The sequence below is a fragment of the Streptosporangium amethystogenes subsp. fukuiense genome, assembly GCF_042665875.1.
GTDB classification, from domain to species: Bacteria; Actinomycetota; Actinomycetes; order Streptosporangiales; family Streptosporangiaceae; genus Streptosporangium; species Streptosporangium fukuiense.
Genome location: NZ_JBHTEE010000001.1, coordinates 445,980 through 471,933, shown reverse-complemented (window position 1 = coordinate 471,933; position 25,954 = coordinate 445,980). Strand labels below are relative to the sequence as shown.

Below are 25,954 nucleotides of genomic sequence, written 5' to 3'. Positions count from 1 at the left end.
TTCCCGGCCGGCCGCGCACCGGCTTCACGGAATTTCGTGCGTTCCAACGCGACCAGGTTCCGGTGGGTGGCCCCACCGGCGTCGCCGCGTCCATCTGTCCGATGACCCGCCCATGACGCGGGATCTCCTACCGGCGTTCCCTGAGCAAACAAGGTGTTAATTTGTCATCTTTTTGGTGTTAATTAATCTTTGTCTACACCCGGGCTCGTCGGCCGTCGATAGAGACAAGGCCCTGTCCTGGTAGAGCATTCTTTGCGATGCCGGGTTCCCCTGGCGGCAGGCGGAACCGGCCGACCGTGACCGTGATCGCGAGGCGGTGACCGGACGCGACCGGCGCCGGGAGGACGTCAGGGGGCGTAGACGACGGACCAGGGGCGAGGCTCGGGCGACGGTGCCCCCCCGAGGGCCGGCGGCGGCGTTCCTGCGGTGCCGTGCTGGGCGAGGATCTCGGCGGTCAGCACGGCGAAGCGGGCGGCCGCCGGGTGGGCCGACCGTTCCGGCCAGGCGACGCAGACGCCTCGCTGGAGAGGGTCTCCGGCCAGGGGGCGCCAGATCACCCGCGGCTCCCTGCGCGCCATCGCCTCCTGCTCGAACGCCACCCCGTGGCCCGCCAGCACCAGCCCCAGCAGGAACTCCGGGTTGCGCGCGTGCCTGAGCCTCACCGGGGAGAAACCCTTCGTACGGCAGACGTCGAGCAGGTGGTCGTACCAGGCCGGGGAGGTCTCGCGGGGGAAGACGACGAGGTCGTGCCCGGCGAGGTCGGCCAGCTCGATCTCCCACGGCCGCGCCCCTGGCCGCCGCCGTGGCTCCGGTTGTGGTTCCGGTTGTGGTTCCGGTTGTGGTTCCGACCGTGCCGGCGCCGAGGGGGAGGCCAGGGGGGAGGTACGTGGCAGCACCACGCCCAGCGGGATCCTCACGACCGGGCCGTACAGCAGACCGGGGGTGTCGACGGGGTGGTGCACGAGGCCCGCGTCGAGCTGGGCGGAGGCCAGGCGGCGGAGCTGTTCCGGGACCGTGAGCTCATGGAGCTCCAGGTGTAGCCCCGGAGTGTCCTCGGTGACGCGCCGCAGCAGGGCCTGGAGCGTCACGGCCGGGATCTCCGGGGGTACCCCGACTCGGAGGGTTCCCAGCTCGCCCTCACCGGCCTGGCGCATCATCGCCCGCAGGCGCTCCTCGCCCGCGAGGAACCGCCTGGCCTCGCCGACGAGAAGCCGGCCTGCCGCCGTGAGCTCGATCTGGCGGCGCGAACGGTCGAACAACTCGGCGCCGAGCTCGCGCTCCAGCCGCTGGATCGACTGGCTGAGCGGCGGCTGGGCGATGCCGAGCACCTCCGCGGCATGGCCGAAGTGCAGCTCTTCGGCGACGACGAGGAAATGTCGCAGATGCCGGGAAAGGTCCACGGCGCCACGATAGGCGATCCTGCACACGCGCCTCACCCCCCGAGACCTTCCGGGGGCGGTGAGGCGTCCGGCCGCCGCACGTCACGGGCCGCTGTCAGGTCTGGATAGCGTTGCGGGTGTGTCGACAGAGGAACGGATAGCGGAGATCTTCGCGGCGGCCGGCCTGGATGGTCATCTGCACGCGCTGGACATCACCGGGGGGCGTGAGGTCGGGATACGCGCCGACGAGCAGGTGGTGATCGCCTCGATCTTCAAGGTGCTGCTGGTCCTGGAGTTCGCCCGCCAGGCCGCGGCCGGCCAGCTCGACCCGGCCGAGCGCGTGCTGGTGACGGCCGGGGACAGGCTCGGCGGCTGGGGGACCGCCGGATGCGCGGACGACGTGGAGATGTCACTCCGCGACCTGGCTCACTTCGCCATGTCCGTCAGCGACAACACCGCCGCCGACCTGCTGATGCGCCGGGTGGGCCTGGACACCGTCCAGATGCTGGCCGCGGAGCTGGGACTGGGGCGCACGCGGGTGATCGGCGGGCCCAGGCAGGTGCTGGAGTCGATGCTCGCGGATGTGGGCGCGCGGGACGACGCCGAGTTCGCGCGGATCTTCCCGACCCTGCCCGCCGAGCGGGTCTGGGCGCTGCGGGTCTTCGACCCCGGTCACACGACCTCGAGCACCGCACGTGAGATGACCCGGCTGCTCGGGCTGATCTGGCGTGACGAGGCGGGACCGCCGCAGGCGTGCGCGGCGGTGCGTGACTACATGGCGCGGCAGATCTCCTGGACGCGGATCGCCTCGGGGTTCCCTCCGGAGGTGCGGGTGGCCGCCAAGACAGGGACGCTGCCCGGCCTGCACATGGAGGCGGGGGTCGCCGAGTATCCCCGTGGCGGGAGGTACGCGGTGGCGGTGTTCGCCAGGACCGAGCAACTGCACGCGACCCGGCGCATCGATGTCGACCTGGCGATCGGCCAGGCCGCCCGGGTCGCCGTCGACGCGCTGCGCGCCGGCCCCGGATGAGTCCCGCTCCCTGGGCATGAGAGCCCCCGCGGCCTCCGGTCCGCGACGTCTCTCCGGCGCCGCCGACCCCGGTGAACTGCTCTGATACGTGTTCACCTATGGAAGGCGACGCCCCTGAATCTTGGACGCGGGCGGCCGGGCGATGGTTGGGTCCCATCGAACCGCCCGGACGGCGGTCTCCGGTTCACACCCCAGGGAGAGACGTGTCCAGATTCGACAGAAGAGATTTCCTGCGGACCGCGACGGCGGGTGCGGTGCTGGCACCGATGGCCGGGCTCCTGCTGTCCTCGGCCGGCGCCGAGGCCGCCCCCGCGACGCCTTTGCCGGGCAGCGCGAAGGGCGGGGCGAAGGCCGCGGCGACGTTCCGCTGGCTCGGCAACTCGGGCTGGCGGGTGGACGTGGGCTCCTCGACGTTCCTCGTCGACCCGTACGTGACGCGGTTCGACACCGGTCTGTCCTCGGGGGCCTTCAATCCCGTCACCCCGCTGACCGTCGACACCAAGACGATCCGCAGGCACGTGGGCACCCCGAAGACGATCCTGGTGACGCACTCGCACTGGGACCACTTCAACGACGTCCCGTACATCGCCACATCGACCGAGGCCCGGGTGGTCGGCACCACCACGACCTGCAACCTGGCGCTGGCGTTCGGCGTGAAGGACGGCCTGCTCAGCCCGGTGAAGGGCGGGGAGGTGCTGGACTTCGGCGACCACGTCGTCGAGGTGGTGGAGTCGCTGCACAGCCGCAACGCCAACTACTCCATGCTCTTCCCCGGAGAGCTGGCGAGCAGGCCGAAGAGGAGGCCGAAGAACATCTCCGAGTTGCCCGAGGGTGACACCCTGGCCTTCCAGGTGACCGTCAAGGGCGGCCCGTCCGTGTTCTTCATGGGCGGCAGCGACTTCGTCGAGCGCAACCTCGCCGGTCTCGCCCCGGATGTCGCGATGATTCCCATCACCTCGTCGTCCTCCACCTACGACTACGTGCCGCGTCTGCTGCGGGCGCTGAGCAACCCCCGCGTGGTCGTCCCGGTGCACTGGGACAACTTCGAAGTGGCGCTGAAGAACCCGCCGCAGGCCGACGAGAAGTCGAAGAAGAGCCTCGCGGAGTTCGTCGCGACGGTGCGCAGGGTCAGCCCCGGGACAAGGGTGGTGACCCCGGAGTACCTGACGCCGTACACGTTCGGCTGAGGTCCGCGCCGGGCCGGAACACCGCGTGGAGCCACGGGGGCCACCGCGCGGGCCGCCGGAGGGTCCTCTGCCCGCCGTTCGAGCCGAGGTCCGGGCGGCCCCGGCTCCCGGCTCCTCTCAGGAAGGGCCTGGTGGTGCGGTGGAGTCGCGGATCACGAGCCGGCAGGGCATGGTGTGGATGCCGGGGGCGACCTTCCCGTCGATGGCGGCGAACAGGTGTTGCGCGGCCGTGTGCCCCAGCCGTTCCAGGTTCGGGTCGACGCTGGTGAGCAGCGGGCGGGTCTCGGCCGACAGCACCTCCCAGTTGTCGTAGCCGATCACCGCGATGTCCGCGGGCAGGCGCCGGCCGCGCTCCCTGGCCGTTTCCATGAAGCCCGCGGCGATCTGGTCACTACCGCAGAACACCGCGTCGAGATCGGGCTGCGCCATCAGCAGCATCTCGGCCGCCTGCCGCCCCCACCGCTGGGACCAGGCACCGAAGAGGGTCTCGCCCGCCTGTTCGAGACCGGCCTCGGCGAGCCCCCGCCGCACCCCCTCGGCCCTGTCGATCGCGGCCTTGTAGTCCGTGGGACCGGTGACATGGGCGATCCTGCGCCGTCCGGTGGCCAGCAGGTGCCGGACGGCGAGCATCGCGCCGCCCACGTCGTCGGGCACGAAGGAGACATCGTCGGCGTCGTCGGAGGGACCGTAGGCGTACACCACGGGAACCGGCAGGTCACGGCTGATGGAGGGGCGCGGGTTGGTGCTCTCCCCCACCACGATCAGGCCGTCGACCCGCCGGGACAGGAGCATGCGGACGTGGTGCTGCTCGCGGATGACGTCGCCACGGGCGTCGCAGAGCATCACCGCCATCTCCCCCGCGCCGAAGGCGTTCTCCGCGCCGAGGAGGACGGGGATCCCGAATCTCCCGGCGCTGTCGCTGGTCAACAGGCCGACCGTACGGCTCTGCCCGGTCAGCAGGTTCTTGGCGAGCGCGTTCGGCCGGAAGGCGAGCTGTTCGGCCGCCTCGAGCACGCGCTGCCGGGTGTCGGCCCTGACGTTGTCCTTCCCGTTGAGCGCCTTGGACACGGTGGCGATCGACACGCCGGCCAGCGAGGCCACGTCACTGATGGTCACCGCACGTGACCGCCTGCCAGCCATCTGACGAAATCCTTTTCTCTATGCCCTGTCAGTGGGATCGGCCATCACGATGGTGGCCACCCAGAGGGTAGCCCTCGGTCTCACCCAATGGCAAGGTCAGCCTCCTATCAGCAGGGGATTGACAGGGCCAGATGTTTCTTTTACGTTTCCGAAAACCTTTTAGTTCTATTTCGCGCGTCGCGGGGGATGCCGGAAGAGGAGAAGAGCATGCAGCCACGCGCCGGGATGGCCGCCATCGCATTGTTAGCGCTAACAACAGTGGCGGCCTGCGGCGGGAGCGAGAGGACCGCCGCTCCCGCCGATGAGGCCACCACGATCACCATGTGGACGCGCGCCGCGACGCAGGCGCAGAGCGAGCGACTGGTCAAGGCGTACAACGCGAGCCACAAGAACCAGGTGAAGCTGACGGTCATCCCGACGGACAACTACCAGCCGCGCATCGCGGCCGCGGCCGGGGCGAAGCAGCTGCCCGACGTGTTCGCGGCGGATGTGATCTTCGTCCCCAACTACACCTCGCAGGGCCTGTACCTGGACATCAGCGACCGTATCGCCGCACTGCCCTACAAGGACAAGCTCGCCCCCTCGCACATCAGGCTGGGCACGCTGGACGGCCGCTCGTACACGCTCCCGCACACCCTGGACCTGTCCGTCTGGTTCTGGAACAAGGACCTGTACGAGAAGGCCGGGCTGGACCCCGAGAAGGGGCCCACGACCCTGAAGGAGTTCGCCGAGCAGGCCACGACCGTCGACGAGAAGCTCGGCAAGGACGGCAAGGTGCACGGCACCTTCTTCGGCGGCAACTGCGGCGGCTGCTACGTGTTCACCTTCTGGCCGTCGGTGTGGGCCTCGGGCGCCCAGGTCATGGACGCCGAGGGCACGACCTCGCTCAACGACCAGGCCGCCATGACGGACGTGTTCAAGGTCTACCGCGACCTCTACGCCAAGGGCGTCACCGGCCCGACCGCCAAGGAGGAGCAGGGACCGACCTGGACCGGTTTCTTCCCCAAGGGGGAGATCGGCGTGATGCCGATGCCCTCGACCACGCTCGGCTCGATGCCGAAGGAGATGAGGATCGGCGTGGCGCCCATCGCCGGCCCCGACGGCGGGGAGTCCACCTTCGTCGGCGGCGACTCAGTCGGCATCTCTTCGACCAGCGAGAACGCCGACGCCGCCTGGGACTTCCTGTCCTGGACGGTCTCCGACGAGGCACAGGTCGAGGTCATGGCCAAGAACAAGGACATCCCAGCCCGCACCGACCTGGCCGACAACAAGTACTCCGCCCAGGACCCGAGGGTGGTGCTGATGAACTCCATGGTCGCCAAGGGACAGACACCGTACGCGCTGCGGTTCGGGCAGACCTTCAACGACCCGCAGGGGCCGTGGCTGCGCCTGGCCAGGGAGGCCGTGTTCGGTGACGCGGGCAAGGTCGCCCAGCTCAACGCCGAGATCACCAAGTCGCTGCAGCAATGACGGTGACACTTACCAGGCGCGACGGGAAGGCGGTGCGGGGGGCCGTCCCGGCACCGCCTCCCTGGTGGCGGACCCGGCGGGCGCAGGGCTGGGTCTACGCGGCCCCGACCGCCCTGATCGTCGGCGTGCTGTTCCTGGCACCGCTGGCACTGGTCGTCTGGATGTCGCTGAACCGCTGGCCGCTGCTCGGCCGGGCCACGTTCAACGCGCCGGACAACTACCTCAAGATCGCCGACAATCCCCTCTTCCTCGACGCGGTGGGCTTCACGCTGAAGTACACGGCCATCACGACCGTGCTGCTGTCGGCCGTGGCGCTCGGCCTGGCCCTGCTGGTGCAGGAGCGCAGGCCCGGTGTCGGCTTCTTCCGTACCGCGTTCTTCCTGCCGGGCGCGGTCGGCTTCGCCGCGGCGGCGCTGCTCTTCTACGGCATGCTCAACAACGACTTCGGGCCGATCGACCCGATCCTGCGGGCCCTGGGCCTCACCGACGAGCCGGTGAAGTGGACCGGGACCCCGAACATGGCGCTGTTCTCCACGATCGCGCTGGTGCTGTGGCGGTTCGCCGGATTCAACATGCTCATCCTGCTCACCGGGCTGCAGTCGATCCCGGTCGAGGTCTACGAGGCGGCCAGGAGCGACGGCGCGAGCCGCCGGCAGATCTTCACCAGGATCACGTTGCCGCTGCTCCGTCCCACGCTCGCGCTGATGCTCGTCCTCAGCGTCACCGGCTCCCTGCTCGCCTTCGACCAGTTCTTCATCTTCACCAACGGCGGCCCGGACAACAGCACGGTCTCCATGGTCATGGTCGTCTACCGCGACGCGTTCTTCCGCTTCGACCTGGGCGGCGCCGCGGCGCTGTCCGTCGTGCTGCTGGTCGCCCTGGTCGCGCTCAACGCCCTGCAGATGCGGGTGCTCGGGAGGTCGAAGTGAGAAGACCGGGGAGAACGCCCTACTACACCACGATGTCGGCCCTGGCGGTGCTCTTCCTGTTCCCCCTGCTGTGGAGCGGCTGGTCCTCCTTCGACGGCGGGGTCGGGAACTACCTGGAGATGGCCCGCTTCGGCGAGGGCGTCGGCACCTACCTGACCAACAGCGTGCTGGTCTCGGCGATGACCGTCGCCGGCACGCTGGGAGTCTCCGCCCTGGGCGGCTACGCCTTCGCCCGTTTCGACTTCCCCGGCAGGAACCTGCTCTTCCTCGCCACGCTGGCGATCCTGATGGTGCCGTACGCGACCATCCTGATCCCGCTCTACGTCCTGCTCGGCTACCTCGGGCTGCAGAACTCGCTGGTCGGGCTCGCGCTCGTCTTCGTGATGTTCCAGCTGCCGTTCGCGCTGTTCATGATGCGCAACGCCTTCGAGGCGATCCCGCGCGAACTGGAGGAGGCCGCCCTCGTCGACGGCTGCGGCACGTTCCGCGCCTTCGCCCGCATCCTGCTGCGCGCGGTGCGGCCCGCCCTGGTCACGGTCGGCCTGTTCGCCTTCCTGGCCTCGTGGAACGACTTCTTCGCCCCGCTCATCCTGCTCAACGACGGTGCGAGCTTCACCCTGCCGGTGGCCGTGGTCAGCATGACACAGCGCACGTTCGGCGCCGTCGACTACGGCATGTTGCAGGCCGGCGTCATGGTCATGGCCGTGCCCTGCCTGATCCTCTTCATCCTCCTCCAGCGCCACTACGTGCGCGGATTCATGTCAGGAGCCCTGCGTGGTTAGTCCCGTCATGCCCTCGGCGGGGGTACTGTCCCCGCTCGGTCTCGAGGCCGTACGGCTCTCCCCGGGTTTCTGGGGTGACCGGGTGGCGCTCAACCGCGAGGTCATCATCACCCACTGCCAGGAGTGGATGGAACGGGTCGGCTGGATCGGCAACTTCCGCGGCGTGACTCCCCGGCGGGGCCGGGAGTTCTCCGACTCGGAGATCTACAAGCTGCTGGAGGCGATGGCCTGGTCGGACCACCCCGCCCTGGACGAGCTGGCCGCGACCGTGGCGCGGGCGCAGGAGGAGGACGGCTACCTCAACACCCGCTGGAGCGGGCGGCGCTACACCGACTTCGAGTGGGGCCACGAGCTGTACTGCTACGGCCACCTGATCCAGGCGGGCGTCGCCAGGCTCCGCGCGCACGGCGAGGACACGCTGACCGAGGTGGTCCGCCGGGCCGCCGACCACGTCTGCGCCCGCTTCATGGACACCGAGGAGACCTGCGGTCATCCCGTGGTGGAGGCGGCACTGGTCGAGCTGTACCGCGTCACCGGGACCGAGCGCTATCTGGAGATGGCCCGGCGGTTCGTCGAGCGGCGCGGCCGGCCCGCCCTCGGCGAGATCCAGTTCCATCCCGCGTACTTCCAGGACGATCTGCCCGTACGGCGGGCGCGGGTGTTCCGCGGGCACGCCGTGCGCGCCCTCTATCTCGCCTGCGGCGCGGTGGACGTGGCCGTCGAGACCGGTGACACGGAGCTGCTCCAGGCGGTCCGGGCACAGTGGGAGCGCACTGTCGCCCGGCGTGTCCACCTGACCGGCGGGATGGGCTCACACCACTCCGACGAGGCCTTCGGCGAGGACTTCGAGCTGCCGGCCGACCGCGCCTACTCCGAGACCTGCGCGGGCATCGCCTCGATCATGTTGTCGCACCGGCTGCTGCTGGCCACCGGCGACGCGCGCTACGCCGACCTGGCCGAGCGGACCATGTACAACGTGCTCGCCACGGCGGTGGCGCTGGACGGGCGCTCGTTCTTCTACGCCAACCCGCTGCAGGTACGGGTTCCGGCCGAGCCGTGCGAGGGGGTCAACCACGGCGCCGAGGGCGGCCTGCGCTCGCCCTGGTTCGACGTGTCGTGCTGCCCCAACAACATCGCCCGCACCCTCGCCTCGCTCCCCGCCTACCTGGCCGCGGCGGACGGCGACGCCCTGCGCATCCACCACTACACGCCCGGTGAGATCCGCCACGACGGTCTCGCGCTCCGGATCGAGACGGACTACCCCTGGTCGGGCACGGTGACCGCGCACGTCGTCGAGGGCCGGGCCGGCCGGATCTCGCTGCGCGTACCGCCCTGGGCCGAGGGCGCGACCCTGACCTACGGCGGCGTGGCGCATCCGGCCGAACCCGGCTACGCCACGGCCGAGGCCGACTGGCGGCCGGGAGACCGGATCCGGCTCGACCTGCCGGTGCGGCCCCGCTGGACCTTCCCCGACCGGCGGGTGGACGCGGTTCGCGGGTGCGCCGCCGTCGAACGCGGTCCGCTCGTCTACTGCGCCGAGTCCGCCGCCGACGAGCCGCCGCTGGCGCGGGTCACGGCGGAACCCCTCGCGCCGGTCGAACGGCACGTCGACGGAGCCGTCGAGCTGGACGTCCCGGCCGCGCTGACGCCGCCGGAGGACGACGCCTGGCCTTACCGGAGCGATCCGCGGGCGACGACCGGACGGGAGATCCCGCTGCGGCTGATCCCCTACCACCGCTGGGGCAACCGGGGTCCGGTCAGCATGCGCGTGTGGTTGCCGCTGGCCTGACCCGCGCCGTTCCGCATCAGGACGCGCGGGCGGGTCGTGGCCATCCGGCCCGGCCGTGATCTCTTCGAGACGGGCGGCCGGTGAGCTGCACTCCGTACCGGGTGCCTCAGCTCCGGCCGAGGGTGTCGATCGCACCGATCATGATGTCCCAGAAGCGGTCCCGGTCGAGCACGGTTCCGACGTCCGCGTTGGGCTCCCAGTCCATCCGGCCGTGCAGGTCGGCCACGGTGGCGCCCCGGGTGTGCACGCCGTCCAGCTCGACCCGCAGGCCCACGCGGACACGCGTGAGGACCGCGGGGTCGATCAGGTAGGCGAGGGTGATCGGATCGTGCAGCGGTGGCGCCTCGAATCCCCAAGTCTGGTGGTAGCTGGAGCCGAAGAAGGTGAGAAGTTCCACGCAGACACGGGCCAGCGGGGTGTCGAGCGCGGCGATGCGGTCGAGGACGTCCGCGGTGACGAGCGCCTGGTGGCTGACGTTGAGACCCACCCAGGTGGTCGGGACGCCGCTGCCGAGCACCTCCGCCGCCGCCTCCGGGTCGGCGTAGATGTTGAACTCGGCGTAGGGCGTGTGGTTGCCGCGTTCGGTGGAGCCCCCCATGATCACGATCTCGCGAATCCGATCGCGGTCACCGGGGTGACGGCGCAACAGCGTGGCGATGTTGGTCAACGGCCCGATGGCCACGACCGTCACCGGCTCGTCGGCGGCGGCGAGCGTGTCGTGGATGAGCTCGACACCGTGGCGCGGATCGAGGGGCACGTCGGGCTCGCCGAAGGCCGGGCCGTCCAGCCCGCTCTCACCGTGCACGTAGTCGCCGATCTCCAGCGGACCGGCGAGCGGCCGGTCGCAACCGGCCGCGACCGGCACCCCGGCGGCCCCCGCCAGGCTGAGCATCCGCCGCGCGTTGAGAGCGGTCTTCGCCACGGTCTGGTTGCCGGCGACGGTGGCGACCGCGCGCAGGTCGATCGCCGGGTCGGCCACCGCCAGCAGGATGGCCAGGGCGTCGTCGTGACCCGGATCGCAGTCGAGGATCACCGGGATCGGCATGTCAGATCTCCTTCGCCAGCCAGCGCACGGCCTGGGTGAAGAGAGTGCGGTAACCGTCCCAGGTGACGAACTCCTCGGGGCACCAGTGCGGGGCGATGTCGGAGGCCCAGGCGAGGGTGCGGCCCGCCCCCGCCTGCCGTACGGCGAGCAGCGGGTCGGCCCCGACGGTGGCGAGCAGCCGGGCGTCCTCAGGGACCTCGAAGCGGTTGTAGCCGAGCAGGTCGGGCCAGTCGGCGGGCAGCCCGCCCACGATGGGATGGGCCGGATCGACGACGACGCCCGGAAGACCCTGCGGGGCCTCCACCCGGTCGTCGTAGGGGGAGATCCGGGCGGGGAGCACCCGCTCCACGGGGGTGCCGCGGAAGGCCGCCTTCGCCTCGATGCCCTGGAAACTGAGGTAGCCACCGGCCATCGCCAGGCCGCCGCCCTGCTCCACCCAGCTCTCCAGCACGTCGAGCCGGTTCACCGACTTCCTGCTGTGCAGCCAGGTGTCGGGGTGCAGCAGGATGCTGTTGGCGCCGATGTCGGAGAGCACGACGACGTCGTAGGCCGCCAGCTCGTCGAGCGTCCCGGGGAACAGCTTGGGCACGTCGTGCGCGGGCAGGTGGTCGACCTCGATGCCGTCCGCGACCAGTGCGTCGCGCAGTGGCTCGAAGCCGGTGTGGTACGTCGTGGTGGTGAACGAGTCGAAACCCTTGTAGTGGGTCGACTCGCTCACCCACGTCTCACCGGCGACCAGCACGCGGGTCATGATTTCTCCTTCAGGGTTTCTTCGCGGTGGTGAAGAGCTCGCACGGGTTGGCGACGAGCAACTGGGTGGTGTCCTCGGAGGTCAGCCCGTGGCGGTGCAGACGCGGCACGAAGTGCGTGAGGATGTGCGCGTAGCCGGTTCCGCCGTTCCTGACCAGCATGGTCTTGAGGAACACGTCCTGGGAGAGCAGCAGCCTGCCGCCCAGGCCGGACCGGACCAGCCAGGCGACGGCGGCCGCGTTCTCCTCGTCGCACGGCGACTGGCCCTCTCCGGGGTAGAGGTAGTCCATGCCGCACATGTCGTATCCGAGGTAGGCCCCCCGGGCTGCGAGGGACACCTGGTAGTCGCGCTCGTGCAGGCTGGGGTTCATGTGTGACAGCACGGTGGCGCCGAGGAGGCCGCCCTCCTCGGCGACGACGTCGAGCACCCGGTGGCCGTACCGCACCCACCCTGGCAGGTGCACCGAAAGCGGCACTCCGGTGCGGGCCTGGGCCCGGGCGGCGCCGCGGAGCACCTTCTCCTCGGCCGGGGTGAAGTCCGGGGAGATCCCGATCTCACCGATCACCCCGGCGCGCACTCCCCCGGTGCCGTCGACCAGATCTCGCTCGATCTCGTCGGCGACGTCGGCGGCGCTCATGCCGCGAACCCGGGCCGGGTGGGTGCGTTCCAGGTAGAAGCCGCAGCCCATCACGATGTTCAGACCGGTGGCGCGGGCGATGCGGGCCAGCTCCGCCGGCGCGCGGCCGATGCCCTCCGGGGTGACGTCCAGCACGGTGCGGCCCCCACGGGCCGCGAACCGGGCCACCTCCTCGATCGCCACTCCGGTGTCGTCGAGGGACACGTTGTCCCGGGAGAGGTAGGGATCCGACCGCAGCCGGCCGAGGAACTCCATCCGCACCGGCGAGCCGGCGATCAGCTCACCTTCCGCGTCGCCCTCGGGGGCGGGGTGCCAGGCGCTGGCGCCGTCGTTACGCAGGTGCTCGTGGCAGAGCGTGATGCCGAGTTCGGCGACGGGCACCTCACCGAGCACCGTGGAGACGGTGACCGCCTCGGGCACACCGGTCATTTCCGTACCGCTCCGAACTTCGCCCACACCTTGTTGTTCGCGAAGATGGCCAGCAGCAGGATGCCGCCCTGCACGATCTGCACGTAGAACGGCGAGACGTGCAGCAGTACCAGGCCATTGGCGATGACGCCGAGGGTGAGGGCGCCGAAGATGGTGCCGAGCATGCTGGCCCTGCCACCGAACAGACTGGTCCCGCCGAGCACGACGGCCGTGATGACCTCCAGCTCGAAACCGGTGCCCGCGTTCGACGACCCGGAGCTGAGCCGGGTGGCGATCAGCACTCCGGCGAGCGCGGCGGCCAGACCGGCCAGCACGTAGACGGTGAGCCCGATCCTGCGGGTGTTCACACCGGTACGGCGCAGCGACTCGCCGTTGGAACCGAGACCGATCACGTAGCGGCCGAACGGCGTGCGGGTGAGGACCAGCCAGCCGAGCAGTGCGACCACCACGGCGATGATGGCCGGCACCGGCACTCCGGCGATGCGGCCCTGGCCGAGCTGGACGATCCACAACTCGCCGTCGATCGGGGTCGAGTAGCCCTCGGTCGCGCGCAGGGCGGTGCCCCGGAGGATCGAAAGCATGGCCAGGGTGACGATGAAGGCCGGGACGCCCTGGTAGGAGGAGAACCAGCCGTTGACGAATCCGATCGCCGCGCCGAGCGCGAGGATCGCGATGAGCGCGAGGCTGGGGTCCCAGCCCTGCTGCAGGACGATGGCCAGCAACGATCCGGACAGCGCGACCGTCGAGCCGACCGACAGGTCGATGCCGGAGGTACTGATCACGAAGGTCATCGCGACCGCGACGATCAGGGTCGGGGAGATCTGCCGGATCAGGTTGAGCAGGTTGCCGACGGTGGCGAAGCGGTCGGCGGAGAACGAGAAGAAGATCAGCAGCAGGACCAGCACCGCCCCGATGGCGATGGTCTGGGCGTGGCTGCCGATGTGAGCGGTGAGGCGGGCCGACCGGGTGGTGACCACCCTCTCACTGACGACGGTCATGACCGCGCTCCCTCGGGCTGGTCGTGGGCGACGATCTCCGACACGAGCCGCTCCAGGCTGGTGCTGCGGGCGTCGAGGTCGGCGCGGAGCGTCCCCTCGTACATCACGCAGAGCCGGTCGCAGACTCGGAACAGGTCCTGGAGGCGATGGGTGATCAGGATCACCGAGACCCCCTGGGAGGAGACGGTCTTGATCAGTTCCAGCACGGTCTCGACCTCGGCCACGGCGAGCGCGGCCGTGGGCTCGTCGAGGATGAGCAGTTTGGGGCCGAAGGTGACCGCGCGGGCGATGGCGACCGCCTGCCGCTGGCCGCCGGAGAGCCCTCCCACCGGGATGTCGGTGAGGGGGATCCGAATGTTGAGCGCGTCGAGTTGACGGCGCGCGTCCCGGTGCATCCGCTGGATGTCCAGCAGCAGGCCACCGGCCCGGCGCGGTTCGCGGCCGAGGAACAGGTTGCCCGCCACGTCGATGTCGTCGCAGAGCGCGAGGTCCTGGTAGACCATCTCGATCCCCAGCTCACGGGCGTCACGGGGAGTGGCGAAGGACACCTCGCGACCGTCGAAGACGATCTGCCCGGAGTCCGGCACCACGGTGCCCGCGAGCACCTTCATCAGGGTGGACTTGCCGGCGGCGTTGTCGCCGACCAGTCCCACCACCTCACCCGCGCCGACCCGCAGGTTGGCCCCGCGCAGCGCGTCGACCATCCCGTAGCGTTTGCGGATGTCGCGCATGACCACACGGTCCGTGCCGGTCGCCTCGTATTCGCTCATAGGGGTCTCTCCGCCGCTCACTTGAACGTGGAGCGGTACTTGTCGACGTTTTCCTTGGTCACGATCGTGACGGGCACATCGATGGTCTTCTTGGCCTGCGCGCCTCCGACCAGTGCCTTGATCTCCTTGACCGCCTCGTAGCCCTCGGTCCTGGGGTCCTGCTGCACGACTCCGGCGACGAAGCCGGCGTCGATGCCGTCGATCGCCTCCTTGGTGAGGTCCCAGCCGAAGACCTTGACCCGGTCGTTCGCGTTCTGCGACTTCACCGCGGCCACCGTGCCGAGCAGCGCGGGCTCTCCGGTGGCGTACACGGCGGTGAGGTCCGAGCGCGAGGTGAGCAGGTTCTCGGCGGCGGCCAGGGCGGCCTCCTGCTTGTTCTGCCCGTCCACGGTCTGGACGATCTTGGCGCCGGCCGCCTCGACGGTCGAGTTGAAACCGTCCTTGCGCAGGTTCTGGATGAATGAGTTGAGCGCGCCGACCACGCCGATGTTCGGCACGGCCACGTTCTGCTCCTTGGCCCACTCGTTGACGAATGTGCCCATCTGCTTGGCCGCCTCGGCGTTGTCCACGCCCACCTGGGTGTCGACCGCCGGGGAGTCCACGATCGCGTCGACGGCCACGACCTTCAGTCCCGCGTCCTTGGCGATCTTGACGGCGGGCTTGATGCCCTCGACGTCGATGGCCACCACGATGACGCCGTCGAACTGCTGCTGAACGAAGTTGTCAATGGCCTCGTTCTGCTTCACGGAGTCGTCGTTGGCGTTGAAGATCGTGAGGTCGACGCCCGCCTCCTCCGCGGCCTGCTGGGCGCCGGCGTTCATCTCGTTGAAGAAGATCGCCTGCTGGTTGATCTGCACCAGGCCGATCTTCGGCTTTTCTCCGCCGTCGGCCGAGGGCGCGCTGTCGGCGGAATCCGTGCCGCCACATGCCGCGGCCAGCAGACCGGTTGCAAGGATCGCCGTGACGGCGGTCAGGCGGGTGAAGCGAGTCGGTCGTGCCATCGAATCAGCCTTTCGAGACGCTGATACAGGGGGGCTTGGTAATCGATTACCAATGTCCGGGGATGGTAGCGACCAGGGCAAACCCTCGTCAAGGTGACGTAAGGCCGTGGACGCTCTATGGTTCTAACAACCCGCACCTGAGCGACCTCACGTGGCGGGGAGGCGACCGGTTATCCTCAGCGCGACCAGGGAAATCGATTACACAACATGGGCGTGACAATCCACGACGTGGCCAGAGCGGCCGGCGTCTCCGTGGCCTCGGCCTCGCGTGCCCTGTCCGGCCGCCGCAAGGTCACCCCCGAGGTGGCCGAGCGGGTGAAACAGGCCGCCGCCGAGCTGGGCTACCGGCCGAACGCCGTCGCCAAGGCACTGCGCGACCAGACCACCGGAACGATCGGCATGATCGTTCCCGGCATCGGCAACCCGTTCTTCACCACGATCGTCGAAGCGGTGGAGCATCAGCTCCAGGAGACCGGGCGCGACCTGCTGCTGTGCGCCTCCCTGTACACGCCCGAGATCGAGGCCCGGCGGCTGAACACGTTGCTGGCCCGGCGGGTGGACGGCCTGATCATCAGTCCGTGCGACTTCGAGGCCAGTGCGCCGGCCGTCCTGAACGCCGCCCGGCAGGTGCCCCTGGTGCAGGTGGACCGCTACATCGAGGGCGGCGGAGCCGACTGGGTCGGCGTGGACGACGACTCGGCGCTGGCCCAGGCGGTCGACCATGTGGTCGCCGGAGGAGCACGCTCCGTCGTCTTCGTCAGCAGCCGCCTGATGAACTCCTCCGCGAGGTTGCGGCTGGCCGGCTTCCAGCTCGCCACGGCCCGCGCCGGGATCGCCGCCAGGTCGCCGCTGCTCGGCGAGTTCACCCTCGCCTGGGGCTTCGAGGCCGGGCGGTCGCTCCTGGCCGACGGCCCCCTGCCGGACGCGGTGGTCTGCGGGAACGACGAGATCGCGGTCGGCCTGCTGCGAGCGCTGCGGCTCGGCGGCGTACGCGTTCCCGAGGAGGTGTCGGTGGTGGGATTCGACGACGTCGGCCACGCGGCGATGTGCGACCCGCCGCTCACCACCGTGCGCCAGCCGGTGGAGGAGATGGCGGCCGAGGCGGTACGCCTGCTGGGCCAGGTGCGGGTGGGCGAGCCACGGGCCGCGCAACGCATCGCGATCGCGCCCCGGCTCGTCGTACGGGAGACCAGCCGCCTCGCGACCGGAGGAACCATGACCGGGGACGGTCAGGAAGGCAGGGAAACGACATGACCGACGTCGTGGCACTGACCCGCGAGCTGATCAGGATCGACTCGGTGGGCGGCGGCGAGGCCGCGGTCGCCGAGCCGCTCGCCCGCAGGCTGGAGGCCGCCGGTTTCGAGGTGCGGGCGCACGACCACGCGCCCGGCCGTACCGGACTGGTGGCCCGATGGGGCACGGGCGTGCCCGTCACCCTCACCGGTCACCTCGACACGGTCCCGCTGGGCGGCCGGCCGTGGACGCACGAGCCGCACACCGCGGAGGTGGACGGCGACCGACTCTACGGGCGGGGGTCGAGCGACATGAAGGCCGGGGTGGCCGCGCTGGTCGTCGCCGCCGAGCGGCACGTGCGCGGGCCGAACCACCGGGTGGCGCTGGAGATCGTCCTCACCGCGGGAGAGGAGACCGGCTGCGAGGGGGCGATCGACATGGTCGCCCGTGGACTGGTCAGCCGGTCCCGGGGGCTGCTGGTCGCCGAGCCGACCGCGAACCGCGCCCTGCTCGGGCACAAGGGCGCGCTCTGGCTGAAGGCGACCGCCCACGGCCGGACCGCCCACGGCTCGATGCCCCACCTGGGCGACAACGCGATCTACAAGCTGGCCCGCGCGATCGGCGCCGTCGAGCGCTTCGATCCCGGCGTGTCCCCTCATCCCTGGCTCGGCGCGCCGACCGTGAACGTGGGGACCGTACACGGCGGGATCAACGTGAACTCCGTCCCCGACCTCGCCGAGGCGACCGTCGACATGCGCACGGTCACCGGTCAGGACCACACGGAGCTACGCGAGCGGCTCCGGGAGAGGCTCGACGGGGAGACCTCGCTGGAGGTGCTGACCGACCTGCCCTCGGTGTGGACCGACCCGGACGACCCCTTCGTGCGGGTCCTGGTCGCCGCGGGGGCCCGTCCCCCGGGCGAGCGACCGGCCGCCAGCTACTTCACCGACGCCTCGGTGCTGGCCACCGCCTGCGGTGACGCCCCCACCGTGATCTGCGGCCCCGGGGAGCCGGAGCAGGCGCACGTCACCGACGAGTACTGCGAGATTCCCCGGATCGAGGAGGCCGTCGAGATCTACGCCGGCGCCCTGGCGGGACTCTCGGCCCCCTAGCGCTCCGTTCCTCGGCGGAGGTTGCGAACGCGCTGCGGGAAACCGGCCTGCCTTCCCGATGCCGGGACCGGGGTGGATCTGTGCTTCCGGCGCTAGGGTACGTCGGTGATCTCCCCAAGTCGGGCGGCCAGTTGCCCGGATTCGCCGTCTACCAGCGCGGACACCCCACGCCACCAGGCGAACCACTCGCCGCTGCGCCACATCCAGTCGATCCGCTCGATGGCGGCGATGACGTCGCCCCTGTTGCGCCAGACCGCACCCGCCTGTTCCGCGGAGGCGCCCTGGCGCAGCGCCCAGGTGTGCAGGATCCCGGCCGCCTCGGCGTCGACCGGCTGCTCGTACGGGTCGGGGTGCTCGTCCAGCCGGTGCGGGCCCAGCCCCGCGGCGACGCCCCAGCTCCACTGGGCCTCGGCGGGACGGGAGTAGCGCAGGGAGTCGAAGTCGAGGTTGGAACCGAGCTCGTTGTCCGTCCGGCGCAGGACCAGCGCGTCGAGGCGGCCGCCCGCGTCGAAGGAGACCACGATCCGCTGGCCTGGGCGCGCGTCGGGTGGCAGCTCGACCCGGTCCTCGGCCTGCCAGGAGTTGAGGTCCGCGACCGCGGCGGGGCGGCCCCAGGCCTCGTCCGCCGCGTCGTCGGCGATCCAGGCGGCGAGCATCTCCAGGACCGTCAGGTCGGTCCACGGCTCGATCGCGGTGGAACTCCAGAGCACCTCGTCCGGCGCGGGCAGCTTGCCGCCGCGCTCGCGCCGCCACCACCGCTCGCCGAGCTCGCGGGTTCCGACCAGCAGGGCGGCCAGCGCGGCGAGCCCGGTGGATCTGCGGGTGAGGGGGGCGCCTCGGGCCAGTTCGACGGAACGCGCGACACGGTCGGCGCCCAGCACCGCTCCCGCCTCGCCCAGCAGCAGGGCGGCGTCCGGCCGCTCCTCGCCCAGTAGGTCACGGATCAGTCGTCTGGCCTCGGTCCTCGCGTCCTCCGCACGTCCCTCACGCATACCGACACGGTACGCCGGGAGATCCTTAGGCGCGAGCGTCACCGGAGGACGGTACGGCCGTGCCGTCGTCGCCGTCGTCGCCGCCCTGCGGCTTCGCGGTGAGATAGGCGGCCCTTCCCACCATGTAGGCGGCCACCGCGGCCGTCACCACCTGGTAGACGGCGACCAGGATGATGACACCGGCGATCTTCCAGCTGGGGTCGCGCAGCCACATGGCGAGCAGGATGAGGTGGAGGCCGAGCACCTGGGGCTTGGTCGCGGCGTGCATGCGCGCCAGGGTGCCGGGAAACCTGACCATGCCCACCCCCGCCGCGAACGCCAGCGTCGCCCCCAGCAGCAGGCAGACGGCCGCGGCCACGTCCATCGCGGTCATCGGGCACGCCCGGAGAAGAACCTGGCCAGCGAGACCGAGCCGACGAACCCCAGCAGGGAGAGCACCAGCAGCACGGGCAGCATCGAGTACTCCCGGTAGGTCGCCGCCCCCGCCCCGATCGCGCAGATGACGACGGCGGTGAGCACGTCCAGCGAGACGGCGCGGTCCAGCATCGTCGGACCGCGCACCAGGCGGTAGAGCGTCATCGCCGCCGCGGCGGCGAGCAGCCCCAGCGTGATCAGGTAAACCGTCGTCATCGCACCTCCTCCTGATCCGCGCGGGTGCCGAAGGCGGTCACGATGCGGTTCTCCAGCCGGGTCACGTCATCCTGGGTGACCTGGCCGACCGTCGACGGGTCACCGGGCACGCCGAGCACGTGAAGCAGGAGCGTTCTCTCCCGGACGTTCGCCTCCAGCACCAGGCTGCCCGGCAGCGCCGACAGCGCCACCGTCACCAGCACCGCCATCGCCTCCGACGAGGCGCGCAGCCTCACCTCGACGACCTGGACCGGCGGCGGTCTGCCCAGTCTCAGCGCCCAGAAGGCCACCCGGAAGCTGGAGATCACCATGTCCCGCGCGAAGCGGACGAGGAACAGCAGGATCCCGACAGGGTGCAGCCGGATGCCGGTGTCCTGGATCGGCAGGGGCAGCAGCCACACGAGGACCAGCCCGACCAGCAGGCCGCCGAGCACGTTGCCCACGCTCAGGTCTCCCCAGAGCAGCAGCCAGATCAGCGTCAACCAGAGCACCTGCGGCAGCGGCACGGGCCTGCCCAGCAGCCGTAGCACCGTGAACGCCGGGCGGGGCTCGCTCATCGCTCACCGCCGAGCACCGCGGAGATGTACGGTTCGCGGGCCAGCAGTTCCGCCGCGGCCCGCTCCGACAGGGCGGACAGCGGGCCGGCCAGCACGGTGAAGGACAGGGCCAGGGCCACCAGGGCGGCCGTGGAGGCGAACATGAGCTTCGGCATGGTGACGGAGGTGACGATCGTCTCGCCGGCGGGCCCGGCGGCGGGCCTCGGGTCCGCTCCGTCCCCGTCCCCGTCCTCCTGGGTCTCCAGCACGGTGCCCCCCTCGGTGACCATTCCCTCGGGCGGCACCCGCCAGAACGCCTTGTTCCAGGTCGTGGCCACCGCGTACAGGGTGAGCAGGCTGGTCACCAGCCCTCCGGCGACCAGGGTCAGGGCCATCGGACCGCCGTCCGCCACTCCCGCCTGGATCAGCCCGAGCTTGCCCAGGAAGCCTGACATCGGCGGGATGCCCGCCAGGTTCATCGCGGGCACGAAGAAGAGCACCGCGATCACGGGTGTCAGTTTCGCCAGACCGCCGAGACCGTCCAGTGAGGTGGTGCCGGTGCGGCGCTCGATCATGCCGGTCACCAGGAACAGACTCGTCTGCACGGTGATGTGGTGGGCCACGTAGAAGATGGCACCCGCCATGCCCTGGACGCTGAACAGGGCGACTCCGAACACCATGTAGCCGATATGGCTGACCAGGGTGAAGGAGAGCATCCGTTTTATGTCGGTCTGAGCTACCGCCCCGAGCACCCCCACGAGCATGGTCAGCAGCGCCGCCCACATCAGCACGCCGCCCACCGGGCCCCCGGGGAACAGCAGCGCCTCCAGCCGGATGATCGAGTAGACGCCGACCTTGGTGAGCAGCCCGGCGAAGAGCGCCGTCGCGGGGGCGGGCGCGGTCGGATACGAGTCGGGCAGCCACGCCGACATCGGGAAGATCGCGGCTTTGACCACGAAGACCAGCAGGAGTGTCAGCTCGACCAGCAGCCTGACGTGCTGGGGCAGCACCGAGAACCGCTCGGCCAGCTGCGCCATCGACACGGTGCCCGTGGCGCCGTAGGCCACCGCGATCGCGACCAGGAACAGCAGTGACGAGGCCAGTCCTATCACCGTGTAGGTGGCGCCCGCCCGGATGCGGGACTCGGTCCCGCCGAAGGTCAGCAGCACGTACGAGCCGCCGAGCAGCATCTCGAACCCGACGAAGAGGTTGAACAGGTCGCCGGACAGGAAGGCGTCCGACACTCCGGCGACCATGATCAGGTAAGCCGGGTGGAAGATCGACAGTGAGGCCTTGTACTCCTGGTCGGCCCAGGACTGGGACAGCGAGTAGATCATCACGCAGAGCGTCACCGCGGAGGAGACCGCCAGCATCAGCGTGGAGAGCCGGTCGGCGACGAGCGCGATGCCGATCTGCGCGCCCCAGCCTCCGGCGCGGGCCACCAGCGGCCCCTGCTGATCCGCCGCGAACAGCAGGACCAGCGACACGAGCAGCACCACCGTCAGCGTGCCCACACTGATGAGCGCCTGCAACCTGCGCAGCCGCTGGCCGATGGCCAGCTTGAGACCGACGGCCAGCAGCGGCAGCACCACGGGCACCGGGATCAGCGCCTCCATCAGTCCTCCCCCTCCAGCTCGGGATCTTCCGCCCTGGCCTGTCGTGCCCGGTCCTCCCGGATCGCGGCGCGCATCTGCCTGCGGGCGTCGCGCTGGCGGGCGCGGAGCCGTTTGCGGATCTCACGTTCGCGCGCCGCCTGCTCCCGCTGCCTGCGGGCGAACTCGGCGCGCACCTCACGGAGGCGCTGCTCCCGGCTTTCCTTGGAGACGTCCTCCGCCTGCTGGGCCTCGGCGAAACGCTCGGCGAGCCGCTCGGCGGACAGACCGTCGTTCTTGTGCTCCTGCAGCCAGCGGCCCAGGTCGACGTTCACGTCCAGGATCCGCTGCTCCAGTTCCTCGGCCTCCCTGCGCTCCCACTCGTGGTGTTCCTCCTCCAGCCGGGCCAGCTCGGCGCGCTGCTCGCGGACCAGCCGCTGGTAGGCGGCCTGCCGGTCGAGCACGGCCTGGCTCAGCTCGCCCTGCCTGGCGCGCAGCCGCACCTGGCGGTCCTCGGTGTCGTCCTGCACCTCGTCGGCACCGGTGAGCTGCCAGGACCGATGGATCATGGCGAGCAGGAAGGCGGTGACGCCCAGCGTGATGACGATGGAGGTGAGCACCATGGCCTGCGGCAGCGGGTCGGCCATCCGCTCCGGATCGGAGGCGCCCAGGATCGGCGGTTCTCCCGGTGGCCCGCCCACGGTGAGGATCAGCAGGTTCACCCCGTTGCTGAGCAGGATGACGCCGGCCAGCAGCCGGACCAGGCTCCTCTCCAGCAGCAGCGTGACCCCCGCGGCCACCAGCACGGCGACCACCAGGAGCGGCAGCACGGGCGCGGTCACCGGCCCTCCCCCTCGGCGATCTGCCGATCCAGTTCGGCGCCCAGGCTGCGCAGGATGTCCCGCACCATGCCGATCACCGTGATGTAGACCCCGAGGTCGAACAGGAGCACCGTCGACAGGTGCAGCTTGCCGACCAGCGGGACGTACAGGTCGGCGGAGAGCATGTCCAGCACTCCGGCGCCGCCCAGCAGCCCCACCAGCGCGGTGAGCGTGGACAGCAGGAGCCCCAGCCCGATCATCACCCCGGGGGCGACCGGCGCGGCGGCGGCCAGCTCGTGCCTGCCTCCGGCGAGGTAGCGCAGGACCAGCGCGAGACCGGCCACGATGCCTCCGGCGAACCCGCCGCCCACCCCGCTGTGCCCGGTGAACAGCAGGAAGACCGAGACCAGCATCACGGTGTGGAAGGTCACCCGGGCCACGAACTCGAGGACCACCGTCCGCTGCCCCTGCGGCAGGGTGGTCGCCAGCCAGTACGTCCGGGGCTCCTCCCCGGTTCTCTCCGACGGCGGCTGCGGCGCGTGCGAGCGTCTGCGCAGGAAGATCAGGCCGGTCATGCCAAGGGTGAGCACGACGAGCACGGAGCTCTCCCCCATGGTGTCCCAGGCCCGGATGTCGACCAGGAGCGCGCTGACGATGTTGGCGGCCCCGGCCTCCTTGGCCGCTTCGGCCATCAGTGTGCCGATCGGTGTCGCCTGCCGCGCGTTCATCGCGAACATGCCGGCCCCCGCCACCACGACACCGCTCACGATGCCGAGGGTGAGCCGCGCGCCGAACGACAGCCGCCCCCGCTCCTCCCTCGGCCCGAGCGGAAGCCTCCGCAGCACCAGCACGAACACGACCAGGCTCAGCGTCTCGACGAGGAACTGGGTCAGCGCCAGGTCGGGCGAGCCGTGGACGAGGAAGAGCAGCGCCGTGCCGTACCCGGTCAGGCCGGCCAGCAGCACGAGCACGATGTGCGCGCGCACCCTGAGCGCGATGGCCGTCGCGGCGATGACGAGCACGCCGATGACGGGCTGCTCGATGCGGTCCCAGGCCACCACGTCCAGCTGGAGGACGGGTCCGGGACCGTACAGCAGCGAGAAGGCCCCCACCGCCGCCACCAGGACGAATGCGATCATGAGGTAGTCGGGCAGCGAGCCGCGCTGGACCACGCCGGTCAGCTGCAGGGAGAAACGTTCCAGCCCGCGGACCAGGCCCCAGTAGGCCCGGCCGGAGTCGATCACGTGCAGGGTCTCCCCGATCCGCGCCAGCGGTCTCCTGGCCAGGAAGAGGAGCGCTCCACCCGCCAGCGCGACGGCCGAGAGCATCAGCGGCACCGGGGCACCGCTCCACAGCGCGAGGTGGGTGCCGTGGCCGGGCCCGGGGAAGGTGTCGGTGTAGCTCCGCATCGCCTCGCCGTAGCGTGCGGCGAGCGGGGCGACGGCGAGGCCGAGCGCGGAGAGCAGCGCGGGCGGCAGGAACAGCGCGGCACCGAAGGAGTGCACGGGCACCGGCTCGACACCGGGCTTGACGGCGAAGGCGCCCCACAGGAAACGCGCGCTGTAGCCGGCGGTGAGCGCCGACCCGAGGACGACTCCGGCGAGCACCACCGTGTCGATGCCCCGTCCGGTCAGCAGCGACTCGAAGGCGGCCTCCTTGCCGACGAACCCCAGGAACATCGGGATGCCCGCCATCGAGGCGGCGGCCCCGGTGGCGATCGCGGCCAGCCACGGCGCCGAACGCCGCAGGCCGCTCAGCTCTCGCAGGTCACGGGTGCCGGTGGCGTGGTCGATGATGCCGACGATCAGGAAGAGGGAGGCTTTGAACAGCGCGTGCGCGAGCAGCATGCCGACCCCGGCGATCGCGGTGTCGCGGGTGCCCGCGCCGAACAGCACCGTCAGGAAACCCAGCTGGCTCACCGTTCCGTAGGCGAGCAGCTTCTTGAGGTCGTGCTCGCGCAGCGCCCGCCAGGCGCAGAGCAGCATGGTGAGCAGGCCCAGGGGTACGGCGGTCCACCGCCAGGCGGCGAGCTCCCCGAAAGCCGGTCCCAGGCGGGCGAGCAGGTAGATTCCCGCCTTCACCATCGCCGCGGCGTGCAGGTAGGCCGAGACCGGGGTCGGCGCGGCCATCGCGGCGGGCAGCCACATGCTGAACGGGAAGACCGCCGACTTCGACAGCGCGCCGACCAGGATCAGCACCACCGCCACCGCCACCAGGCCGCCGGACGGCGGGCTCTGCACGATCCGCGAGATGCGGTACGTTCCCGCCGCCTCGCCGAGCATGATCATGCCACCCAGCATCGCCAGGCCACCGGAGGTGGTGACGATCAGCGCCTGCATCGCGGCGCGGCGGCTGGTCCTGCTGGCGGGGTCGTGGCCGATCAGCAGGTAGGAGAAGACCGTGGTCAGCTCCCAGAACACGTACAGCAGCAGCAGGTCGTCCGCGACCACCAGCCCGAGCATCGCCCCGGCGAAGGCGACGAGCACCCCGGCGAACCGGCCCAGCCCCTCGGCGTCGGCGGAGAAGTAGCGCGAGCAGTACAGCACGACCAGCGCGCCCACGCCCGTGACCAGGGCCATCATGAGCAGGGCCAGCGCGTCGGCGCGGAAGGACAGTCCCAGGCCGAGGCCGGGCGCCCAGTCGTGGTGTGACTCGACGGGGATGCCGGTCAGGGCGACCCAGATCGTGTAGCCGAACCCGCAGGCCGGTGGCACGGCGAGCATGAGGAACGCGGCCCTGCCGAAGCGGCGCACCAGCGCCGGAGCGATCGCCGCCGCCACGGCGTGCAGGATCAGCAGCGGCTCCATGTTCCCCCGTGACCCGTCGTGGCAGACGTACGCCAGGATCCTAAAAGGCGTAAGTTTGCCTGGTCAAACGCGCGAAGCGCTGACCCGAACACCGTAGATCCTTCACCTGGGCATGATCGACTCCTCGAATGTTCCTGCTGGCAGGGACATTGGCCCTCCCCGGCAACGCCGTCGGCGGAAGCGCTTACCCTTCTCCTTTTGTGAGCGACGTCACCGCTTCCTGCCGGTGCGGCCGAGCACCCAGCCGATCACCGCGCTGCCGAGCGCGATGCCCGCGCCCATGCCGAACGCGGCGAGGAGCGACCAGGCGGGGACTCCGGCCCGGGGCTGTTTCGCCGGGCGCTCGAAGACGTGCGCGGGGCCGACCTCGACCGGTGCTTTCGGTGCGGCGGACGCGGCGACCTCCGCGGGTACGGTCGCGGCGGGGATCTCGCCGGAGACACCGGATACGCCGGAGACGAGATGGCTCTCCACCGCGGAGAAGAAGTCACCCGCGGTCTTCCTCGCGACGGAGCCGAGCATGCGCTGGCCGACACCCCCGATCATGCCGCCGATCACGGCCTCGGCGTCGTAGTCGATCCGGGTGCCGCCCTCGACCTCGCTGAGACGGACCCGCACCGTGGCGTCCACGGTGCCGGGGGCCCCCTGGCCGCGGGCCCTGAGCACGAACCGTTCCGGAGCCTCGGGCTCCGACAGGGCGACCTCGCCCTGGTAGACGCCCTTGATGGAGGCCACGCCCGCGGTGACGGTCATCCGGTAGGTGTCCGGGCCCGTCTCCTCAAGGCGCTCGCACCCCGGAATCGTGCGTACGAGCACGGCCGGGTTCTGGAGCGCTGACCACACACGATCTCTGTCGATGCCGAGCACGGCACTGCCTGCGAGCTTCACACCAGC

The 25,954-nt window shown here is 70.6% G+C and carries 24 protein-coding genes; 8 read left to right on the top strand and 16 right to left on the bottom strand.

Translation table 11 applies throughout. From position 1 onward, the window contains the following. Window positions 1-347: 347 nt before the first annotated feature. Window positions 348-1,400: a LysR family transcriptional regulator gene (locus ACFQVD_RS02115; protein ID WP_343967329.1), complete on the bottom strand. Its 1,053-nt coding sequence runs from the start codon at window positions 1,398-1,400 to the stop codon at window positions 348-350. A 118-nt stretch (window positions 1,401-1,518) separates the two neighbouring features. Between ACFQVD_RS02115 and ACFQVD_RS02110 the strand changes: the two genes are divergently transcribed. Next, entirely contained in the window at window positions 1,519-2,409 is an 891-nt protein-coding gene (locus ACFQVD_RS02110) for a serine hydrolase (RefSeq protein ID WP_343967331.1), read from the top strand. Window positions 2,410-2,612: 203 nt separating this feature from the next. Next, window positions 2,613-3,596, top strand: coding sequence for an MBL fold metallo-hydrolase (locus tag ACFQVD_RS02105; protein ID WP_343967333.1), 984 nt, complete (start codon window positions 2,613-2,615; stop codon window positions 3,594-3,596). A gap of 117 nt (window positions 3,597-3,713) precedes the next feature. On the opposite strand, the gene ACFQVD_RS02100 is transcribed toward ACFQVD_RS02105, so the two are convergent. Next, window positions 3,714-4,736, bottom strand: a complete 1,023-nt coding sequence (locus ACFQVD_RS02100) for a LacI family DNA-binding transcriptional regulator (protein ID WP_343967335.1) — start codon at window positions 4,734-4,736, stop codon at window positions 3,714-3,716. A gap of 207 nt (window positions 4,737-4,943) precedes the next feature. On the opposite strand from ACFQVD_RS02100, the gene ACFQVD_RS02095 reads away from it, so the two are divergent. The 4 genes from ACFQVD_RS02095 to ACFQVD_RS02080 are packed head-to-tail and all read left to right on the top strand — an operon-like array spanning window position 4,944 to window position 9,706. Beyond that, complete coding sequence (locus ACFQVD_RS02095; RefSeq protein WP_343967337.1) at window positions 4,944-6,206, top strand: ABC transporter substrate-binding protein; 1,263 nt, start codon at window positions 4,944-4,946, stop codon at window positions 6,204-6,206. Beyond that, window positions 6,203-7,135, top strand: coding sequence for a carbohydrate ABC transporter permease (locus ACFQVD_RS02090; protein WP_343967338.1), 933 nt, complete (start codon window positions 6,203-6,205; stop codon window positions 7,133-7,135). Before ACFQVD_RS02095 ends, ACFQVD_RS02090 begins: the two co-directional genes overlap by 4 nt. Next, the gene (locus ACFQVD_RS02085; RefSeq protein ID WP_343967340.1) at window positions 7,132-7,917 is read left to right on the top strand and encodes a carbohydrate ABC transporter permease; all 786 of its coding nucleotides are present in this window, start codon (window positions 7,132-7,134) and stop codon (window positions 7,915-7,917) included. Before ACFQVD_RS02090 ends, ACFQVD_RS02085 begins: the two co-directional genes overlap by 4 nt. Then, a complete protein-coding gene (locus tag ACFQVD_RS02080) occupies window positions 7,910-9,706 on the top strand; it encodes a glycoside hydrolase family 127 protein (protein ID WP_386274237.1) in 1,797 nt (598 codons plus the stop codon). Before ACFQVD_RS02085 ends, ACFQVD_RS02080 begins: the two co-directional genes overlap by 8 nt. A gap of 106 nt (window positions 9,707-9,812) precedes the next feature. Here ACFQVD_RS02080 and ACFQVD_RS02075 read toward each other — a convergent pair whose 3' ends face one another. The 6 genes from ACFQVD_RS02075 to ACFQVD_RS02050 are packed head-to-tail and all read right to left on the bottom strand — an operon-like array spanning window position 9,813 to window position 15,337. After that, a complete protein-coding gene (locus ACFQVD_RS02075) occupies window positions 9,813-10,751 on the bottom strand; it encodes a nucleoside hydrolase (RefSeq protein ID WP_343967344.1) in 939 nt (312 codons plus the stop codon). A 1-nt stretch (window position 10,752) separates the two neighbouring features. Beyond that, window positions 10,753-11,502 carry a glutamine amidotransferase gene (locus tag ACFQVD_RS02070; protein WP_343967346.1) on the bottom strand — a complete coding sequence of 250 codons (750 nt, stop codon included), beginning with the start codon at window positions 11,500-11,502 and terminating at the stop codon, window positions 10,753-10,755. Window positions 11,503-11,512: 10 nt separating this feature from the next. After that, the gene (locus ACFQVD_RS02065; RefSeq protein WP_343967349.1) at window positions 11,513-12,568 is read right to left on the bottom strand and encodes a phosphotriesterase family protein; all 1,056 of its coding nucleotides are present in this window, start codon (window positions 12,566-12,568) and stop codon (window positions 11,513-11,515) included. Further along, window positions 12,565-13,566: an ABC transporter permease gene (locus ACFQVD_RS02060; protein WP_343967352.1), complete on the bottom strand. Its 1,002-nt coding sequence runs from the start codon at window positions 13,564-13,566 to the stop codon at window positions 12,565-12,567. The genes ACFQVD_RS02065 and ACFQVD_RS02060 overlap by 4 nt, the downstream gene beginning before the upstream one ends. Then, window positions 13,563-14,336, bottom strand: coding sequence for an ATP-binding cassette domain-containing protein (locus ACFQVD_RS02055; RefSeq protein ID WP_343967355.1), 774 nt, complete (start codon window positions 14,334-14,336; stop codon window positions 13,563-13,565). The genes ACFQVD_RS02060 and ACFQVD_RS02055 overlap by 4 nt, the downstream gene beginning before the upstream one ends. A gap of 17 nt (window positions 14,337-14,353) precedes the next feature. Further along, complete coding sequence (locus ACFQVD_RS02050; RefSeq protein ID WP_343967358.1) at window positions 14,354-15,337, bottom strand: substrate-binding domain-containing protein; 984 nt, start codon at window positions 15,335-15,337, stop codon at window positions 14,354-14,356. 207 nt (window positions 15,338-15,544) lie between these two features. Between ACFQVD_RS02050 and ACFQVD_RS02045 the strand changes: the two genes are divergently transcribed. After that, a complete protein-coding gene (locus ACFQVD_RS02045; protein ID WP_343967360.1) occupies window positions 15,545-16,591 on the top strand; it encodes a LacI family DNA-binding transcriptional regulator in 1,047 nt (348 codons plus the stop codon). Continuing rightward, the gene (locus ACFQVD_RS02040) at window positions 16,588-17,682 is read left to right on the top strand and encodes a M20 family metallopeptidase (RefSeq protein WP_343967362.1); all 1,095 of its coding nucleotides are present in this window, start codon (window positions 16,588-16,590) and stop codon (window positions 17,680-17,682) included. The genes ACFQVD_RS02045 and ACFQVD_RS02040 overlap by 4 nt, the downstream gene beginning before the upstream one ends. Window positions 17,683-17,774: 92 nt before the next feature. On the opposite strand, the gene ACFQVD_RS02035 is transcribed toward ACFQVD_RS02040, so the two are convergent. The 8 genes from ACFQVD_RS02035 to ACFQVD_RS02000 form a co-directional block, all read right to left on the bottom strand. Further along, window positions 17,775-18,674, bottom strand: coding sequence for a hypothetical protein (locus tag ACFQVD_RS02035; RefSeq protein ID WP_343967364.1), 900 nt, complete (start codon window positions 18,672-18,674; stop codon window positions 17,775-17,777). A gap of 25 nt (window positions 18,675-18,699) precedes the next feature. Continuing rightward, window positions 18,700-19,047, bottom strand: a complete 348-nt coding sequence (gene mnhG / locus ACFQVD_RS02030) for a monovalent cation/H(+) antiporter subunit G (RefSeq protein ID WP_343967366.1) — start codon at window positions 19,045-19,047, stop codon at window positions 18,700-18,702. Beyond that, on the bottom strand, window positions 19,044-19,304 hold the full coding sequence (locus ACFQVD_RS02025; protein WP_343967367.1) for a monovalent cation/H+ antiporter complex subunit F: 261 nt from the start codon (window positions 19,302-19,304) through the stop codon (window positions 19,044-19,046). Before ACFQVD_RS02025 ends, mnhG begins: the two co-directional genes overlap by 4 nt. Continuing rightward, on the bottom strand, window positions 19,301-19,861 hold the full coding sequence (locus tag ACFQVD_RS02020) for a Na+/H+ antiporter subunit E (RefSeq protein ID WP_343967368.1): 561 nt from the start codon (window positions 19,859-19,861) through the stop codon (window positions 19,301-19,303). The genes ACFQVD_RS02025 and ACFQVD_RS02020 overlap by 4 nt, the downstream gene beginning before the upstream one ends. Beyond that, window positions 19,858-21,456 (bottom strand): Na+/H+ antiporter subunit D, encoded by a 1,599-nt coding sequence (locus tag ACFQVD_RS02015; protein WP_343967370.1) that lies wholly within the window; start codon window positions 21,454-21,456, stop codon window positions 19,858-19,860. The genes ACFQVD_RS02020 and ACFQVD_RS02015 overlap by 4 nt, the downstream gene beginning before the upstream one ends. Beyond that, the gene (locus ACFQVD_RS02010) at window positions 21,456-22,274 is read right to left on the bottom strand and encodes a Na(+)/H(+) antiporter subunit C (protein WP_343967372.1); all 819 of its coding nucleotides are present in this window, start codon (window positions 22,272-22,274) and stop codon (window positions 21,456-21,458) included. The genes ACFQVD_RS02015 and ACFQVD_RS02010 overlap by 1 nt, the downstream gene beginning before the upstream one ends. Beyond that, on the bottom strand, window positions 22,271-25,060 hold the full coding sequence (locus ACFQVD_RS02005; RefSeq protein ID WP_343967374.1) for a Na+/H+ antiporter subunit A: 2,790 nt from the start codon (window positions 25,058-25,060) through the stop codon (window positions 22,271-22,273). The genes ACFQVD_RS02010 and ACFQVD_RS02005 overlap by 4 nt, the downstream gene beginning before the upstream one ends. Before the next feature lie 210 nt (window positions 25,061-25,270). Further along, window positions 25,271-25,948, bottom strand: coding sequence for an SRPBCC family protein (locus tag ACFQVD_RS02000; protein ID WP_343967376.1), 678 nt, complete (start codon window positions 25,946-25,948; stop codon window positions 25,271-25,273). Window positions 25,949-25,954: the final 6 nt, after the last annotated feature.